Origin of the sequence: Methylobacterium amylolyticum, assembly GCF_030700245.1 — a bacterium.
GTDB lineage: Bacteria > Pseudomonadota > Alphaproteobacteria > Rhizobiales > Beijerinckiaceae > Methylobacterium.
On record NZ_JAUYZI010000025.1, the window covers coordinates 15,289 to 30,169 of the forward strand.

At 72.2% G+C, this 14,881-nt stretch carries 16 protein-coding genes; 12 read left to right on the top strand and 4 right to left on the bottom strand.

The window, feature by feature from the left end; all coding sequences use genetic code 11:
- Positions 1 to 51: 51 nt before the first annotated feature.
- The 3 genes from Q8W71_RS17925 to Q8W71_RS17935 all read left to right on the top strand — a co-directional run bounded on the left by Q8W71_RS17925 (position 52) and on the right by Q8W71_RS17935 (position 2,544).
- The gene (locus Q8W71_RS17925) at positions 52 to 1,323 is read left to right on the top strand and encodes an adenosylmethionine--8-amino-7-oxononanoate transaminase (RefSeq protein ID WP_305526836.1); all 1,272 of its coding nucleotides are present in this window, start codon (positions 52 to 54) and stop codon (positions 1,321 to 1,323) included.
- 126 nt (positions 1,324 to 1,449) lie between these two features.
- Positions 1,450 to 1,836 carry a response regulator gene (locus Q8W71_RS17930; RefSeq protein ID WP_305526753.1) on the top strand — a complete coding sequence of 129 codons (387 nt, stop codon included), beginning with the start codon at positions 1,450 to 1,452 and terminating at the stop codon, positions 1,834 to 1,836.
- A gap of 84 nt (positions 1,837 to 1,920) precedes the next feature.
- Positions 1,921 to 2,544 (top strand): MarR family winged helix-turn-helix transcriptional regulator, encoded by a 624-nt coding sequence (locus tag Q8W71_RS17935; RefSeq protein ID WP_305526754.1) that lies wholly within the window; start codon positions 1,921 to 1,923, stop codon positions 2,542 to 2,544.
- 6 nt (positions 2,545 to 2,550) lie between these two features.
- Here Q8W71_RS17935 and Q8W71_RS17940 read toward each other — a convergent pair whose 3' ends face one another.
- Positions 2,551 to 3,771, bottom strand: coding sequence for a GTP-binding protein (locus Q8W71_RS17940; protein WP_305526755.1), 1,221 nt, complete (start codon positions 3,769 to 3,771; stop codon positions 2,551 to 2,553).
- A 170-nt stretch (positions 3,772 to 3,941) separates the two neighbouring features.
- On the opposite strand from Q8W71_RS17940, the gene Q8W71_RS17945 reads away from it, so the two are divergent.
- From Q8W71_RS17945 to Q8W71_RS17970, 6 genes are all read left to right on the top strand, one after another.
- On the top strand, positions 3,942 to 6,083 hold the full coding sequence (locus Q8W71_RS17945; RefSeq protein ID WP_305526756.1) for a TonB-dependent receptor: 2,142 nt from the start codon (positions 3,942 to 3,944) through the stop codon (positions 6,081 to 6,083).
- Positions 6,084 to 6,305: 222 nt separating this feature from the next.
- On the top strand, positions 6,306 to 6,872 hold the full coding sequence (locus Q8W71_RS17950; RefSeq protein WP_305526757.1) for a DUF1993 family protein: 567 nt from the start codon (positions 6,306 to 6,308) through the stop codon (positions 6,870 to 6,872).
- A gap of 160 nt (positions 6,873 to 7,032) precedes the next feature.
- Positions 7,033 to 8,364 (top strand): RluA family pseudouridine synthase, encoded by a 1,332-nt coding sequence (locus tag Q8W71_RS17955; RefSeq protein WP_305526758.1) that lies wholly within the window; start codon positions 7,033 to 7,035, stop codon positions 8,362 to 8,364.
- Between the two features lie 195 nt (positions 8,365 to 8,559).
- Positions 8,560 to 8,934, top strand: a complete 375-nt coding sequence (locus Q8W71_RS17960; RefSeq protein WP_305526759.1) for a hypothetical protein — start codon at positions 8,560 to 8,562, stop codon at positions 8,932 to 8,934.
- A gap of 57 nt (positions 8,935 to 8,991) precedes the next feature.
- Positions 8,992 to 9,666: an HAD-IA family hydrolase gene (locus Q8W71_RS17965; RefSeq protein ID WP_305526760.1), complete on the top strand. Its 675-nt coding sequence runs from the start codon at positions 8,992 to 8,994 to the stop codon at positions 9,664 to 9,666.
- A gap of 85 nt (positions 9,667 to 9,751) precedes the next feature.
- On the top strand, positions 9,752 to 10,543 hold the full coding sequence (locus tag Q8W71_RS17970) for an ATP12 family chaperone protein (protein WP_305526761.1): 792 nt from the start codon (positions 9,752 to 9,754) through the stop codon (positions 10,541 to 10,543).
- 24 nt (positions 10,544 to 10,567) lie between these two features.
- Here the strand turns inward: Q8W71_RS17970 and Q8W71_RS17975 are convergent, their stop codons facing one another.
- Entirely contained in the window at positions 10,568 to 10,720 is a 153-nt protein-coding gene (locus Q8W71_RS17975; RefSeq protein WP_305526762.1) for a hypothetical protein, read from the bottom strand.
- Positions 10,721 to 10,861: 141 nt separating this feature from the next.
- Here Q8W71_RS17975 and Q8W71_RS17980 point away from each other — a divergent pair, with 141 nt between their 5' ends.
- Positions 10,862 to 11,191 carry a hypothetical protein gene (locus Q8W71_RS17980; RefSeq protein ID WP_305526763.1) on the top strand — a complete coding sequence of 110 codons (330 nt, stop codon included), beginning with the start codon at positions 10,862 to 10,864 and terminating at the stop codon, positions 11,189 to 11,191.
- A gap of 25 nt (positions 11,192 to 11,216) precedes the next feature.
- On the opposite strand, the gene Q8W71_RS17985 is transcribed toward Q8W71_RS17980, so the two are convergent.
- The gene (locus tag Q8W71_RS17985) at positions 11,217 to 11,744 is read right to left on the bottom strand and encodes a glutathione peroxidase (protein WP_305526764.1); all 528 of its coding nucleotides are present in this window, start codon (positions 11,742 to 11,744) and stop codon (positions 11,217 to 11,219) included.
- Positions 11,745 to 11,839: 95 nt separating this feature from the next.
- Complete coding sequence (locus tag Q8W71_RS17990) at positions 11,840 to 12,376, bottom strand: hypothetical protein (RefSeq protein WP_305526765.1); 537 nt, start codon at positions 12,374 to 12,376, stop codon at positions 11,840 to 11,842.
- 120 nt (positions 12,377 to 12,496) lie between these two features.
- Between Q8W71_RS17990 and Q8W71_RS17995 the strand changes: the two genes are divergently transcribed.
- Both Q8W71_RS17995 and Q8W71_RS18000 read left to right on the top strand, forming a co-directional pair.
- The gene (locus Q8W71_RS17995; RefSeq protein WP_305526766.1) at positions 12,497 to 13,885 is read left to right on the top strand and encodes an aminotransferase; all 1,389 of its coding nucleotides are present in this window, start codon (positions 12,497 to 12,499) and stop codon (positions 13,883 to 13,885) included.
- Between the two features lie 512 nt (positions 13,886 to 14,397).
- Positions 14,398 to 14,877 (top strand): hypothetical protein, encoded by a 480-nt coding sequence (locus Q8W71_RS18000; protein ID WP_305526767.1) that lies wholly within the window; start codon positions 14,398 to 14,400, stop codon positions 14,875 to 14,877.
- The last annotated feature ends 4 nt before the right edge of the window (positions 14,878 to 14,881 follow it).

A 14,881-nucleotide genomic window follows, 5' to 3' on the forward strand; every position in this document is an offset into this window, starting at 1 on the left:
CTGCGCGCGCCGATCCTTGACCCGAACCCGTCCCCTGCCCATGCCGCCGCCATGACCCCCACCACGACCCCCGCCCCGTCCTCCCGAAACCATCTCTGGCGGCCCTACACGCAGATGAAGACCGCCGCCCCGCCGCTGGAGGCGGTGGCGACGCAGGGCACGCGCATCCGGCTCGCGGACGGGCGCGAACTCGTCGACGGCATCGCCTCGTGGTGGACGGCCGTGCACGGCTACAATCACCCCCACATCGCCACCGCCGTCGCGGCGCAGCTCGCCGCGATGCCGCACGTGATGTTCGGCGGGCTCACGCACGCCCCGGCGGAGCGGCTGGCCGCACGGCTCGCCGCCCTGCTGCCGGGCGACCTCGACCACGTGTTCTTCAGCGATTCCGGCTCGGTCGCCGTCGAGGTGGCCCTGAAGATGGCCGCGCAGCTCTGGCTCAACCGCGGCGTCGCCGGCCGCACGCGGGTGCTCGCCTTCCGCGGCGGCTATCACGGCGACACGATGGGGGCGATGTCGGTCTGCGACCCCGAGGAGGGCATGCACCGCCGCTTCGGCGCGTGGCTCCCCGCCCAGGTGTTTTGCGATCTGCCGGGGACGCGGGCCGAAGCCGACGCGCTCGACGAGACGCTCAGGGCGCACCGCGACGGCCTCGCGGCGGTGATCGTCGAGCCGCTGGTGCAGGGCGCGGGCGGCATGCGGATGCACCCGCCCGAGACCCTGGCGACCGTCGCCCGCCTCTCCCGCGCCCACGGCCTGCCGCTCATCGCCGACGAGGTGTTCACCGGCTTCGGCCGCACCGGCACCCTGTTCGCCTGCGAGCAGGCGGGCGTCACCCCCGACATCCTCTGCCTGTCGAAGGCGCTGACCGGCGGAACGATGACGCTCGCCGCCACCGTCGCCCGGACCGAGGTGTTCGAGGGCTTCTGGTCGGACGACCCGGCCGCCGCCCTGATGCACGGCCCGACCTTCATGGCCAATCCGCTCGCCTGCGCGGCCGCCGAGGCGAGCCTCGACCTGTTCGCCCGGGAGCCCCGCCTGGATCAGGCGCGCGCGATCGGCCGGCGCCTCGCCGCGGGTCTGGAGCCGCTGCGGGGCGCGCTCGGCGTAGCGGACGTGCGGGTGCTCGGGGCGATCGGCGCCGTGCAGTTCGCCCGCGCCCCCGACCTCGCCGCCCTCAAGGCGCGCCTCCTCGACCACGGCGTCTGGGTCCGGCCGTTCGGGGACATCGTCTACCTGACCCCCGCCCTGACCATCGAGGCGGCCGATCTCGACCGGCTGATCGGGGCGGTGGCCGGCGTCGTCGCAGGGCAGGACGGTTGACCCGATTCGCTTCACGTCCCCGCGAGGCACGATCTGCAACTTAGGTCCGTTTCTGAAGTTGGGCTCACGGCTGGAGAAGCGTGCGGCGGCCCGAACGGCCGAACGCCACGCCGAAGGGAGTGTCACGTGACGAGCGAGCAGACGAGTACGGAGGCGCGGCCGGTGATCCTCCTCGTCGAGGACGAGGCCCTGACGATCATGGATCTCGGCGACGTGCTGGAAGAGGGGGGCTACGACACCGTGCAATGCGCGTCCGCCGAGCGGGCGCTGAGCATCCTTCAGGCCCGGCCGGACATCTGCGGGCTCGTGACCGACGTGCAGCTCTCCGGCAAGACCGACGGGTTCGACCTCGCCAACTCGGTGTCCGAGGCGCGGCCGCAATTGCCGATCCTGATCGTCTCGGGCCGCGCCTCGCCGGACCCGGACCGGATGCCGGAGGGCGCCGACTTCATCGCCCGGCCCTGCACCGGCGAGGACATCCTGGACCGGTTGCAGCGGCTCATGCGGTGCTGACCGCCTGAGCGAACCCGGCCTGTCATCCCAGCGTCACCGGCCGTCCCCACAGAGCCGGGACCGGGTGCGGCGGGAGCGTTTCGGGTGCAGGGACTGGATCTTCCGGCGGCGGACGCCGGTTCGGGTGCGGGGCTGCCGGTGGGCGACAGGGGCAAACGCGAGCATCCCGTCGAGGCCGCAGCGCCGGGCTTCGATGGGGCGAAGAAGCTGCGGCCGCCGGGCGCGCGCAGCGTCGGCTGGGCCCTGGTGCAGGCCGCCCGCCTGCACCGGGCGCGGACGGGGGACCGGCTCGCCAAGATCGGCCTGTTCGCCGGCCAGGAACAGGTGGTGCAGGCGCTGGCCGCGGCCGGCACCATGACGATGGGCGACCTCGCCGCGCTGCTGCGGGTGCGCCCGCCCACCGCCTCGAAGACCGTCACCCGGCTCGCCGCGCTCGGCATCGTCGAGCGCCGTGCCGAGGCCGGCGACGGCCGCATCGTGCGCGTACGCCTCACCGAGGTCGGTCTCGCCAAGGCGGCGGCGATCGAGCGGATTCAGGAGGAGGTCGAGGCCGAGCTGCTCGACCACCTCGACAAGGGCGACCGGCGCCGCCTGCGCAAGCTCCTGCGCAGGGCCGCCCGCGGGCTCGCGGAGGCGGCGGGCGCGTCCGGCACGATGGCCGAGGCGGATGCCGAGATCGAGGCCGAGGACGAGGCGGAGCCGGCCTGAGGCGGCTCAGGCCGCGGTGCGCCAGTCCGGGAACGGGTCCGGCAGGCCGCGGTAGGGAAGCGGGTCGAACGGTGCCCGGTCGGCGCCCGTGTCGACGAGGCAGCCGTCCAGCGCCGCGGTGATGGCCGCCCGGTCCATGCCGGTGCCGATGAAGACGAGTTCCTGGCGGCGGTCGCCCCAGACCTCGCTCCACACCGCGTGCAGCCGCTCCCGGAACTCGGTGGCCTCCGGCCAGCGCCGGCGCGGCACCGCGGACCACCAGAAGCCCATCGCCGAGACCCGCGCGACGGCCCCCGCCAGCGAGAACTCCCCGACCCAGTCCGGCCGGGTCGCCAGCCAGAAATGGCCCTTGGCCCGGATCAGCCCCGGCCACGTCGCCCGGGTGAAGGCGTCGAACCGGGCGGGGTCGAAGGGGCGGCGCGCCCGGTAGACGAAGGAGCCGATCCCGTACTCCTCGGTCTCGGGCACGTGCTCGGCAGCGCCGTAGAGTTCCTTGAACCACAGCGGGTGCTGCTGCGCCCGCGCCTCGCTGTAGAGCCCGGTGTCGAGCACGGCGCCGGGGTCGACGCGGGCGTGCGACGCCTCGACGATCCGGGCGTCGCCGTTGAGGCCGCGGACCACCGCCCGCACCAGGGCGCGGTGCTCGGCGGAGACATCCCCGGCCTTGTTGATCACCACCACGTCCGCGAACTCGATCTGCTCGACGAGGAGGTCGACCAGGGTGCGGGTGTCCTCGGCACCGGCGGTCTCGCCGCGGTCGCGCAGGAAGGCGTTCGAGCCGTAATCCTTCAGGAGGTTCACGGCGTCGACCACCGTCACCATCGTGTCGAGCCGCGCCACGTCGGCGAGCGCGCGGCCGTCCGCGTCGCGGAATGAGAAGGTCGAGGCGACCGGCAGCGGCTCGGCGATGCCGGTGCCCTCGATCAGCAGGTAGTCGAATCGGCCGGCCTCGGCGAGGCGGCGCACCTCGGCGAGCAGGTCGTCGCGCAGGGTGCAGCAGATGCAGCCGTTGGTGAGTTCCACGAGCCGCTCGTCGGTGCGCGACAGGTCGGCGCCGCCGTCCCGCACGAGGTCGGCGTCGATGTTCACCTCGCTCATGTCGTTCACGATCACCGCGACGCGGCGCCCGGCACGGTTGTTCAGCACGTAATTCAAGAGCGTCGTCTTTCCGGCCCCGAGGAAGCCGGAGAGGACGGTGACGGGGAGGCGGCGGTCTGTCTGGGTCATTTCGGAAATGAAACGCTATAGTGTTGCGCCGTCAACCCCAGGCAGTCGCGGGCAGCCCGCGCGCTGTTGCAACAATGTAACGTCACGCGGCGGCGTCGGCGGGAACGCGGCTTCCGCCTTGCCGGGAGGGACGAGGACGCGCATTGAAACGTTATAACACTGGTGCCCCGATGACCCGCTCCCGCCGTATCGGCTTCCTCGCAGGCACCGCCGTGCCGGCTCTCGTCAGCCTCGGGTTCACCGCCCCGGCGCGGGCGCAGCAGACGGTCACGCTCGACGAGATCAGCGTGACCTCGCCGAGCCCGATCCAGCCGAGCCGCCCCGCGGTCGCCGCCGACGCGACGTTTCCGTTCGGCGTCCTACCGGTGGCGACCAACACCTTCTCCCCCGTGACGGTGGTGACCCAGGAGCAGATCGCCCGCGACCAGCCGCGGACGCTCGGCGACGCCCTGTCCGACCGCCCCGGCATCTCGGCGACGACCTACGCCCCGGGGGCGGCCTCGCGGCCGATCATCCGCGGCCTCGACAACGCCCGGGTGCGCATCCAGGAGAACGGCATCGTCAACGGCGGCGTCTCGGATCTCGGCGAGGATCACGCGGTGCCGGTCAACCCGCTGGTCGCGGACCGGATCGAGGTGATCCGCGGCCCCGCCACCCTGCGCTACGGCTCGGGCGCGATCGGCGGCGTGGTCTCGGCCGACAACAACCGGGTGCCGACCTTCATTCCCCGGAACGGCGTGCAGGGGCAGGTCACGACCGGCTTCACCAGCGTCGACAACGGCCGCCTGGGCGCGGCCACGGTGGATGCCGGCCACGACGGGTTCGCCGTCCACGCCGACGGGTTCAAGACCGCCACCGACAGCTACGCCATCCCCGGCGGCATCCAGCGCAACTCCTACACCGAATCGCAGGGCGGCGCGGTCGGCATCTCGGCGATCGGTGATCGCGGCTTCGTCGGCATCTCGTTCAGCCACTACGACGCAATCTACGCGATCCCCGGCGGCGTCGCCGAGCGGGACCGCACCCGCCTCACCCCGAACCAGGACCGGGTCCTGTCCCGCGGCGAGTACCGGCCGCTCGATGGGCCGATCGAGGTGATCCGCTACTGGGCCGGCTACTCGGTCTACCGCCACAACGAGGTCGGCATCGGCGAGGACGGGGTCGAGGGCGTCCAGGCGATCTTCAAGAACCGCGAGGCCGAGGGTCGGCTGGAGTTCCAGCACGTGCCGGTCGTCACGGAGTTCGGCCGGCTCACCGGCGCGCTCGGCTTCCAGTCCGATCGACGGGTGATCAACAGCCAGCTCGAATCGTTCCTGCCCAAGACCGAGTCGCGGGCCAATGCCGTGTACCTGTTCGAGGAGCTGGAGGTCCGCCCCGGCACCCGCCTGCAAGCGGCCGGGCGCTACGAGGTCGACCGCCTGTCGAGCACCGCCGCGCAGTTCCCGGCCGGCTACGCCCCGGTGGAGGGCCAGGACGAGCCGTTCCTCTACCCCCGCACCCGCCGCTTCGCCCCGAAGAGCGCCAGCATCGGCGCGCTCCAGGACCTGCCCTACGGCTTCGTGGCGAGCCTCAACGGCTCCTACGTCGAGCGCGGGCCGACCGGCTACGAGCTGTTCTCGCAGGGTCCGCACGACGCCACCGCCACCTTCGAGATCGGCAACCCGAACCTCAAGAAGGAGCGCGCCCGCACCGTCGAGGCCAGCATCCGCCGCGCCGATGGCCCGTTCCGCTTCGACGCCACCGGCTACTACACCCGCTACACAGGCTTCATCTACCGGAACTATACCGGTCTCCTGTGTGACGACGACTTCGCCACGTGCGGGAGCGGCGACGAGCTGCGGCAGGTGGTCTACCAGCAGCAGAACGCGACCTTCTACGGCGCCGAGATCATCGGCCAGTACGATCTCGTGCCGGTGGGCAACGGCTTCGCGGGCGTCGAGGCGCAGTTCGACTTCGTGCGCGCCCAGTTCGACAACGGCACCAACGTGCCCCGCATCCCGCCCTACCGCCTCGGCGGCGGCGTCTACCTGCGCGCCGACGGCTGGTTCGCCCGGGTGAACCTGCTCCACGCCTTCGCGCACCAGGCCACGGCCGTGTTCGAGACGCCGACCGCGGGCTACGACGACCTGCGCGCGGAGCTGAGCTACACCAAGCCCGTCGATCCGAAGGTCTACGGGGCGAGCGCGATCACCCTCGGCGTCCAGGGCCGCAACCTGCTGAACGACGACATCCGCAACTCGGCCTCGTTCAAGAAGGACGAGATCCTGCTGCCGGGGCGCAACGTGCGTCTGTTTCTGACGGCGCGGTTCTGAGGTGCTGCGGCGGCTCGGTCGTTTCTCGGTTCAAACGATGCGGTGGCTCGACGGCAGCTTTCCGTCCTGAAGGGACGGCCAACAAGCGTTTCGGCACGCCCAAGGGCGATCACGCCAGCAGATCGCTTTTGCCTCATCGCATGCGGGATGGCGCAGGCGCTCAGGTCGACATAGACCGGGTCGCGAAGGCCGGCTCGGCCTATCAACGGCGACGATGAAGCCATGACCCTGTCCGACGTCCTCGTACCCACCTACCTGCAGATGCTGGGAGCGTTGTCGTCCTGGCTCGGCAAAGCCGACGCGCAGAGGCCGGACGGCGTGGCGGAGGCCCTTCTCGCCGCGCGCCTGGCCCCCGACATGTTCCCGTTGTCCACCCAGATCCGGTTCGCGTGCGTGCAGGCGCTGGAAGGCGTGTATCGGTTGCGCGGGGAAGCGTTTCCGCCCCCGGTGGCCGTCCTGCTGGAGGAAGGTCGCAACGGGGCCGACCGTCCCGGCTCGATCGCCGAGGCGCGGGCCAGGATCGCCGAGACCGTGGCCGCGGTCGAGGAAGCCGCCGCCGACATGCCCGCGGTCGACCCCGCGACGCCGATCGCGCACGCGCTGCCGCAAGGCATGGTGTTCGACCTGACGGCCGAGCAGTACGCGCGCGACTGGGCTCTGCCGCAGTTCTACTTCCACGTGATGGCCGCCTACACGATCTTGCGGGCGCAGGGTGTCGAGCTGGGCAAGGCGGATTACGTCGCGCACATGCTCGCCCATCTGCGCCCCGGCACGCTGCCCGCGCCGTAGAGGCCGGTTTCGCAGCACGCGCTGCCCGGACACGATCGTTGAGCGGACCACGGCGTAGACGGTGGGACGCAACTCAGTCGAAGAGGTCGATCCCGGCCCGCGCCTTTGCCGCTCGCGGCGCCCGGTGCTAGAGGCCGGGCGACCCCCGGCAGCAGCAGCGATGACCACACGCCCCCCTCCCCGCGGCCCGAACGGGCCCAAGGGCCGCCCCGGCCCGCGGCCCGGCGCCCCCACCGCCGGACGGCCGCGCACCGGCCCGCGCACCAGCGCCCGCGACGCTGCCGAGCGCGCCGCCAAGGTCCGCGGCGCGGATGCGGGCGAGCGCGCGCCGTGGATCCCGCGAGCGGTCGAGGATGGAGAGCGCCCTTCCCGACCGGCCAAGGCCGCCCAATCGAAGCCCGCCGCCGGCAAACCCGCCAGGACCCCCAAGAAGCCCGCACAACCCGCCGGCCCGACCCGGCGGGAGCAGCGCGCCGCGGCCTCCGAGACCCTGGCCTCCGGGGTGCAGACCCTGACGGTCGAGGCGGACGAGGCGGGGATGCGCATCGACCGCTTCCTCACCGCCCGGTTCCCGCAGCTTCCGTTCACGCGCGTTCAGAGCATCGTCCGCAAGGGCGAGCTGCGCGTGGACGGCAAGCGCGCCAAGCCGAACGATCGGCTCGAGCCGGGCATGAGCGTGCGCGTGCCCCCCTTGCGCCTCGACCAGCCGTCCGAGCGCCCGCGCAGCGCGGCCCGCGAGGCCGACGACGCGGCCTTCCTCCGCTCGCTGATCCTCTACGAGGACGCGGAGATGATGGTGCTGAACAAGCCGTTCGGCCTCGCGGTCCAGGGCGGATCGGGCACCGTGCGCCACGTCGACGGGCTGCTCGCGGCGCTCACCGGGCCGGACGGGCAGAAGCCGCGCCTCGTCCACCGCCTCGACAAGGACACCGCCGGCTGCCTGATCGTCGCCAAGACGCGTCTCGCGGCGGCGACGCTGGCCAAGAGCTTCCGCTCGCGGGCCGCGCGCAAGATCTACTGGGCGCTGACGGCGGGCGTGCCGCGGGTGCGCCAGGGCCGGGTCTCGACCTACCTCGCCAAGGAGGAGCCGACCGATGCCGATGCCCGCATGCGGGTCGCCCGGCACGGCGACGAGGGCGCGAGCCACGCGCTGACCTACTACGCGATGGTCGATCAGGCGGCGCAGAAGCTGTCCTGGCTGTCGTTCAAGCCGGTCACCGGTCGAACGCACCAGCTCCGCGCCCACGCCGCCCATATCGGCCACCCGATCGTCGGCGATCCCAAATACTTTTCCGTCGAGAACTGGGAACTGCCGGGGGGGATCCAGAACCGGCTGCACCTGCTCGCTCGCCGCATCGTGATCCCGCACCCCCGCACCGGCCGGCCGGTGGACGTGAGCGCGCCGCTGCCGCCGCACATGGCCCAGAGCTGGAACCTGCTGGGCTTCGACGCGGCCCGCTACGATCCCGTGGTCGACGCGCCGGAGGATTGAGGACGGGCGTCGACGGGGCGGGCGGCGGCACGCGCGCGCCGTCGACGGCCGGATCGGGCCGATGGCCGCCCCGCGCCGCAACCGGCTCGGGGGGCCGGCGCCTTGGCAACGGCGGCGGTCGCCTCATATGCTGGTCCGTCCCTTCGTCCTCGCCGGATACCGAGGGGCGCCATCCGACGGTCGAGACCCTGACGCATGAAGCTCGCGACGCTGGCCTGTCTCGCCGCCCTGTGCCTGACCGGGCTCGACGCGCACGCCGCGCCGGGCGACGCGCCGCGGCCGGAGAAGGCATCGCCTTCCAAGGAAGCGTCGAAGGAGGCGCCTGCCCGGCCGGAGCCGCCGCGGCCGGATCCGGCCAAGGCGGATCCGGCCAAGCCCGCGGCGGCCGGCACGGGCACGCGGCGGCGGCGCTCCTACGCCGCCTGCAACCGCGCCTCGCACCAGCGGGGCTATTACGGCGGCCGGCGGCGCCGCTTCCTGATCCGCTGCCGGCTCGGCTACGAGCGAACCCGGTTGCCCCCGGCTCAGGTGCCGGGCGCCGCGGCCCCGCACCCGGGACGCCGGCCGTGAGGCGCCGCCCGGCGGCTCGGCGGCCCGCGCCGCACGGCACATGAAACCTGTCGTCCCATGAAGCTCGTCGTCTTCGACGTCGACGGTACCCTCGTCGACAGCCAGCACCTCATCGTCGCCGCCCAGGGCGAGGCCTTCGCCGAGAACGGCCTGCCCGCCCCCGGCCGGCGCGAGGCGCTGTCGGTCGTCGGCCTGTCGCTGCCGCAGGCGTTCCGGCGCCTCGTGGGCGAGGACGGGCCGATTGAGGCGCTGTCGGAGAGCTACAAGCGCGCCTACAATCGGCTTCGGGTCGATCCCAGCTACGAGGAGCCGCTGTTCCCGGGGATGGCCGAGTTGCTCGATCGCCTGCGCGCCCGCGACGACGTCCTGATGGGCCTCGCCACCGGCAAGTCGCGCCGGGGCGTCGACCGGCTGGTGGAGCATTACGGCTGGGAGAACTGGTTCGTCACCACCCAATCGGCCGACGACGCGCCCTCGAAGCCCGACCCGGCCATGCTGCTCCAGGCGATGGCCGAGGCGGGCGCGACGCCCGACGCGACGGTTATGGTCGGCGACACCACCTTCGACATGGCCATGGCCGTGTCGGCCGGCGCCGTGGCGATCGGCGTCGCCTGGGGCTACCACCCGCCGGGCGCCCTCTACGGCGCGGGCGCGGTCACCGTGGTGGAGACGGCCGGCGCCCTGGACGGGCTGTTCCCGGCCGGCGTCGGCCCGGCCCCGCAGCGCGGCTGACCGCCGGAGGGCGCGGTACGCTCGGTGCGTCGCCGCGAAGCCCGCGGGACTCGCGCGCCGCCGCGCGAGCGCCTATCTGCGGGGCATGAGCGACGCGACGCGAGACTGGCTGGGAGACTCGGGCGACGGGAGCCGCCCCGACCCCGTCCGGGCGGCCCGCGGCCACGCGCGCCCCGCCCTGCCCCGCCGCTTCTACACCGAGGCCGGCTTTGCGCCGGACCCGGGCGGTTTTCGCCTGACCCTCGACGGCCGGCCGGCCAACACCCCGGCGCGCCATCCTCTGGTCCTGCCGACGCCGGCGCTCGCCGAGCGGGTGGCGGCGGAGTGGGGCCGGCAGGTCGAGGCGATCGACCCGGCGACGATGCCGCTCACCCGCCTCGCCAACACCGCCATCGACGGCGTCGCGCCGCGCCGCGCGGCGGTGGCGGCCGACCTCGCGGCCTACGCGGGCACGGATCTCCTCGCCTACCGGGCGGGCGAGCCCGAGCGGCTGGTGGCGGCGCAGGCGGCGGCCTGGGACCCGGTGCTGGCCTGGGCGCGGGACGCGCTCGGCGCCCGCCTCATCCTCAGCGAGGGCGTGATGCACGTGACCCAGCCCCCGGAGACGGTGCGCGCCCTGTCGGAGGCGGTCGCCGCGGTCGAGGACCCGTTCCGGCTCGCGGCCCTGCACACCCTCACCACCCTGTCCGGATCGCTGCTCCTCGCCCTGGCCGTCCTGCACGGGCGGCTCGACCCCGCCGAGGCGTGGGAGGCCGCCCACGTCGACGAGACCTACCAGGCGGCGGTCTGGGGACGCGACGCCGAGGCGGAGGCGCGGCTCGCCGCCCGCCGGGCCGAGTTCGAGGCCGCCGCCGGGATGATCGCCGCCTGCGCCTGAGCGGGCGTCTCTCGAGCGGGCGCCTCAGGCGAACCAGTCGCGGCGCACGACCATCGCCGCGCTCGTGAGCGCGAACAGGCCCGTCAGGATCGGACCTCCGGCGAAGATGGCGGCCGCCAGCAGCCCGAGCCACAGGCCGGCCATCGCGAGCATCGCGGCCAGCGCGATGCCGTTCACGCCCGGTCCCCGCGCACGGGCGAAGTGCGCAGATGCAATTGCGCAACATTCCCGGACTCGCTGCACCCCCGCGTCATTGCCGGCTGGCCTTTCCTGTCGTGATTGTATTAGAACCGTGATGTCAGCCGAGAACTCTATACGATGTCCGCCGATCAGTCCAGAGAGGGCCTTTTCCGAGCAGAACTCGCCTCGATCGTCGGCCGCGCGCGGTATTCGGCGGGATTCGACGCGCGCCAAGATCTGTTCGAGGCGTTGTCGAACCTGGAGAGACGCGCGCTGATCGGTGGAGCCTCGGACAGGATCCTGCGCGACATCGCGGAGACGCGGTTCCTGACCGGGATCTTGCGGGATGCGGTGCGGGCGACCCGTACCGGCGGGCTGCGCGGCCTGCTCCGCGCGCGAGACGCGGTGCGGCCGCCGCCGCGCTGCGCGACGCGTCGACGGATCGAGGCGTTCGGCCCGCGGGCCTGAGCTCGGAGCGCTCAGCGCCCGGCGATCAGGGCGCGCCCGAGCCTCGCGGCTCGGACAGGGCCGCGCGGACCCTGTCTTCCAGTCCGGCCGGGCGCGTCGAGGATCCGAACCGGGCGATCACCCGCCCGTCGCGGCCGACGAGGAACTTCGTGAAATTCCACTTGATCGCGCGCGTGCCGAGCAGCCCGCGGCGCGCGCGGGTGAGATGGTCGTAGAGCGGCTCGGCGTCGGCGCCGTTCACCGCCACCTTGGCGAGCACCGGGAAGGTGACGTCGTAGGTCAGCGAGCAGAACTCGCCGATGGCGCGGGCATCGCCCGGCTCCTGCGCGCCGAACTGGTTGCAGGGGAAGGCGAGCACGGTGAGCCCGGCGTCGCCGTGGGACCGCCAGAGGGACTCCAGCCCGGCATATTGCGGGGTGAAGCCGCAGCGCGAGGCGGTGTTGACGATCAGGAGCACCCGGCCGCGATGCTGGGCCAGCGGGTAGGGGCTGCCGTCCGCGGCGCGGACGGTGAAGTCGTGGACCGTGGTCCCGGGCTGCGCGGCGGAGGTCATGGCCGACCCTTCCGCCAAAGCCGGCACCGCCGCAAGACGGCCGCGCTACCGAACCCGCGCATCCGGTTGCACCCCCGGCATGAGTCCCGAAAAAATCAGGCGGCGCGGACCTTCTCCACCTCGAAGCTCGGTCCCTGCGGCGTCATCCGCTCGCGGGTGACGATGCGCTCGTCCGGCGCCACGATTCCGAGGGCCACGTCGCGGTCGGGCAGCACCACGGTGGTGGTCTTGTTGACGTGGATCAGCACGTGCCGGCGCAGCGGCGCCGAGGCCGCGGCCCAGCGCTTGAGCTGCCCGTAATAGGGCTCGCGCCGCCACACCCCCGACTGCCCGGGATCGACCTGCACGTTCATGTTGCGGCTGAGCGGGTCCAGGCTGAGCACCATCTTGGACCGGTCGGGCTTCCATTCCGGCCCGAGCCAAGTCTCGGTCATCCACAGGCAGTGGAAGGCCCGGCAATGGTCGGGCCGGGTAGCGTGGATGGCGCAGCCCTGCCCCGCCCGCGTGTGGCGGCACCACTGCCCGGCGACGCTGTCGACGGCGGGCACGTCGTAGACCTTGCAGCACAGGGTGCAGGCGCCGCAGGCGCGGCCGGCGGCCGGGTGGGCGACGATGGTCTCGGGGGCGATCATGCGGGGCGTCACGGGTCCGGCATGCGTCCGGCGGCGGCCGGAGGCGGGTGCGCCGGCCTATCTGCGGGGCCATCGGGTCGGTAGTGTGGCGGCGTCCCTCCTCGCGCGCCGAGCCCCCGCATGCTCTCGAATCTCGCGACCCGCGACGTCGAAACCCTGCTCCACCCCTACACCAACCTGTCGGCGCACCGCGGAACCGGCCCGCTGGTGCTGGAGCGCGGCGACGGCGTCCACGTCTACGACACCGAGGGGCGGCCCTACATCGAGGGGATGGCCGGGCTGTGGTGCACGGCGCTCGGCTACTCAAACGCCGAACTCGCCGAGGCCGCCCGCGCGCAGATGGGCCGCCTGCCCTTCGGCCACCTGTTCTCCGGCCGCAGCCACGACCCGGCGATCGAGCTCGCGGAGACGCTGAAGGAGCTGATGCCGATCCCGACCTCGAAGATCTTTTTCTGTTCTTCGGGTTCGGAGGCGAACGACACGCAGGTCAAGCTGGCATGGTACTACAACAACGCGCTCGGTCGGCCCAATAAGAAAAAAATCATCGGGCGGCTGAAGGGGTATCACGGTGTGACGGTCGCCAGCGCCTCGATGACCGGGCTGACGGCCAACCACGCCGACTGGGACCTGCCGCTGCCGGGCTTCCTGCACGTGGCGACGCCGCACCATTACCGCGGGGCCGAGCCCGGCGAGAGCGAGGAGGCCTACTCCGCCCGCCTCGCGGCCGACCTCGAAGAGACGATCCTGCGCGAGGGACCGGAGACCGTGGCCGCCTTCATCGCCGAGCCGGTGATGGGTGCGGGCGGCGCGATCGTGCCGCCGCGGGGCTATTTCGAGGCGATCCAGGCGGTGCTGGCGCGATACGAGGTGCGGCTGATCGCCGACGAGGTGATCTGCGGCTTCGGCCGGCTCGGCACGTGGTTCGGGGGGCAGGCTCTCGGCATGCGCGCCGACAGCCTGTCGTTTGCCAAGGCGGTGACCTCGGGCTACGTGCCCCTCGGCGGCCTCAGCGTCGATCCGGCCCTCTACGACGTGCTGGTGGCCCAGAGCGAGAAGCTCGGCACCTTCGGCCACGGCACCACCTATTCCGGGCATCCGGTGGCCAGCGCGGTGGCGCTGAAGACGATCGAGATCTACCGCCGCGACCGGATCGTCGAGGGTGCGGCGTCCAAAGCCCCGCAGTTCCAGGCCCGGCTCGCGGCGCTCGCCGACCACGCGATCGTCGGCGAGGCGCGGGGCATCGGCCTGATCGGCGGCCTGGAGATCGTCGCCGACAAGGCGAGCAAGCGCCAGTACGACCCGAAGGCCGGGGTGGCCGCCCGCTGCGTGGCGTTCGCGCAGGGCGAGGGCCTGATCGTGCGCCCTCTGGCGGGGGACCGGGTCGCGGTCTGCCCGCCGCTGATCATCGCCCCCGACGAGATCGACGCCCTGTTCGACCGGCTGACCCGCGCCCTCGACCGGACCCGCGACTGGATCCGGGCCCAGGGCCTCGAGGCGATGCCGGCCTGACGGCTACGCCGGGAGGCGCCGCGCGCGGCGACCGCCGTTCCCGGAAGCCGGTGCCGGACGGCGGTGTCCTCGATCCTTCGGAGCGAGGCACGGTCGGATTCGTCGTCCGCGGCGTGCATCGTGTCGCGACCGCTCGCCCCTGCCTCGGCTCGCGTGGTTCGGCGATGTGCTGTCGATGTCGTCGTACATCCTGTCGAGGAGAGATCGTCGGCAGATTTTGCGCGCAATAATACTAATCCAAATCGAGATTTATAAATTCAATCATTTCGATGATCGGGATATAAAATATATAAAATTCGAAGATAATGCGTTGCGTACCCAGCATCGTGGCATAATTGTCTATCGAATGTCTTCTATCAATGCTGTGATCGCGCGGTTCGGAAAACGATTGAAATTTTCGCGGAAGCAGGATGTCATGTACTCCCGAGTCGGATGACGGTTCTTCCGGTCGTGGCGCGGCGAATAGAGCTGTCGTCCGGCGGCATTCCGACGAAACCAGGGAGGAGCGACCCGTGAGCAATCGATTTCTGCCCGCTCTGTTCGGCTGCTGTCTCGCCGCCGGCGCGCAGGGCGCCGAGATGCCGAAATCCGGGGAGACCGCCTACACGACGGCCTACACCGCCGCCGCGGTGACCACGATGAAGCTCGGCGACAGGACCGTGGCCACCCAGGATCTCACCGGCATCACCACGAACGACGAGGGCGGCCCCATGTTCAACAACATGGGCACGCGCTGCCTCGGGACGCGCGACGCCACGGGCAGCGAGGTCCGCAGCCGCGGCACCTGCGTGGACGTGGACGGCGACGGGGATCAGGTCTTCTCGGACTACGAGGCGGACGCCAAGGGCGGCACGCATACGTTCCTCGGCGGCACCGGCAAGTACAAGGGCATCACGGGGACCGCGACCTACACCTTCCGGCCGGTGAAGAGCCCCGAAGGGGTCAACCGCATGTTCATCGTGCCACACAAGGCCAAGTGGCAGATTCCGTGAGGCG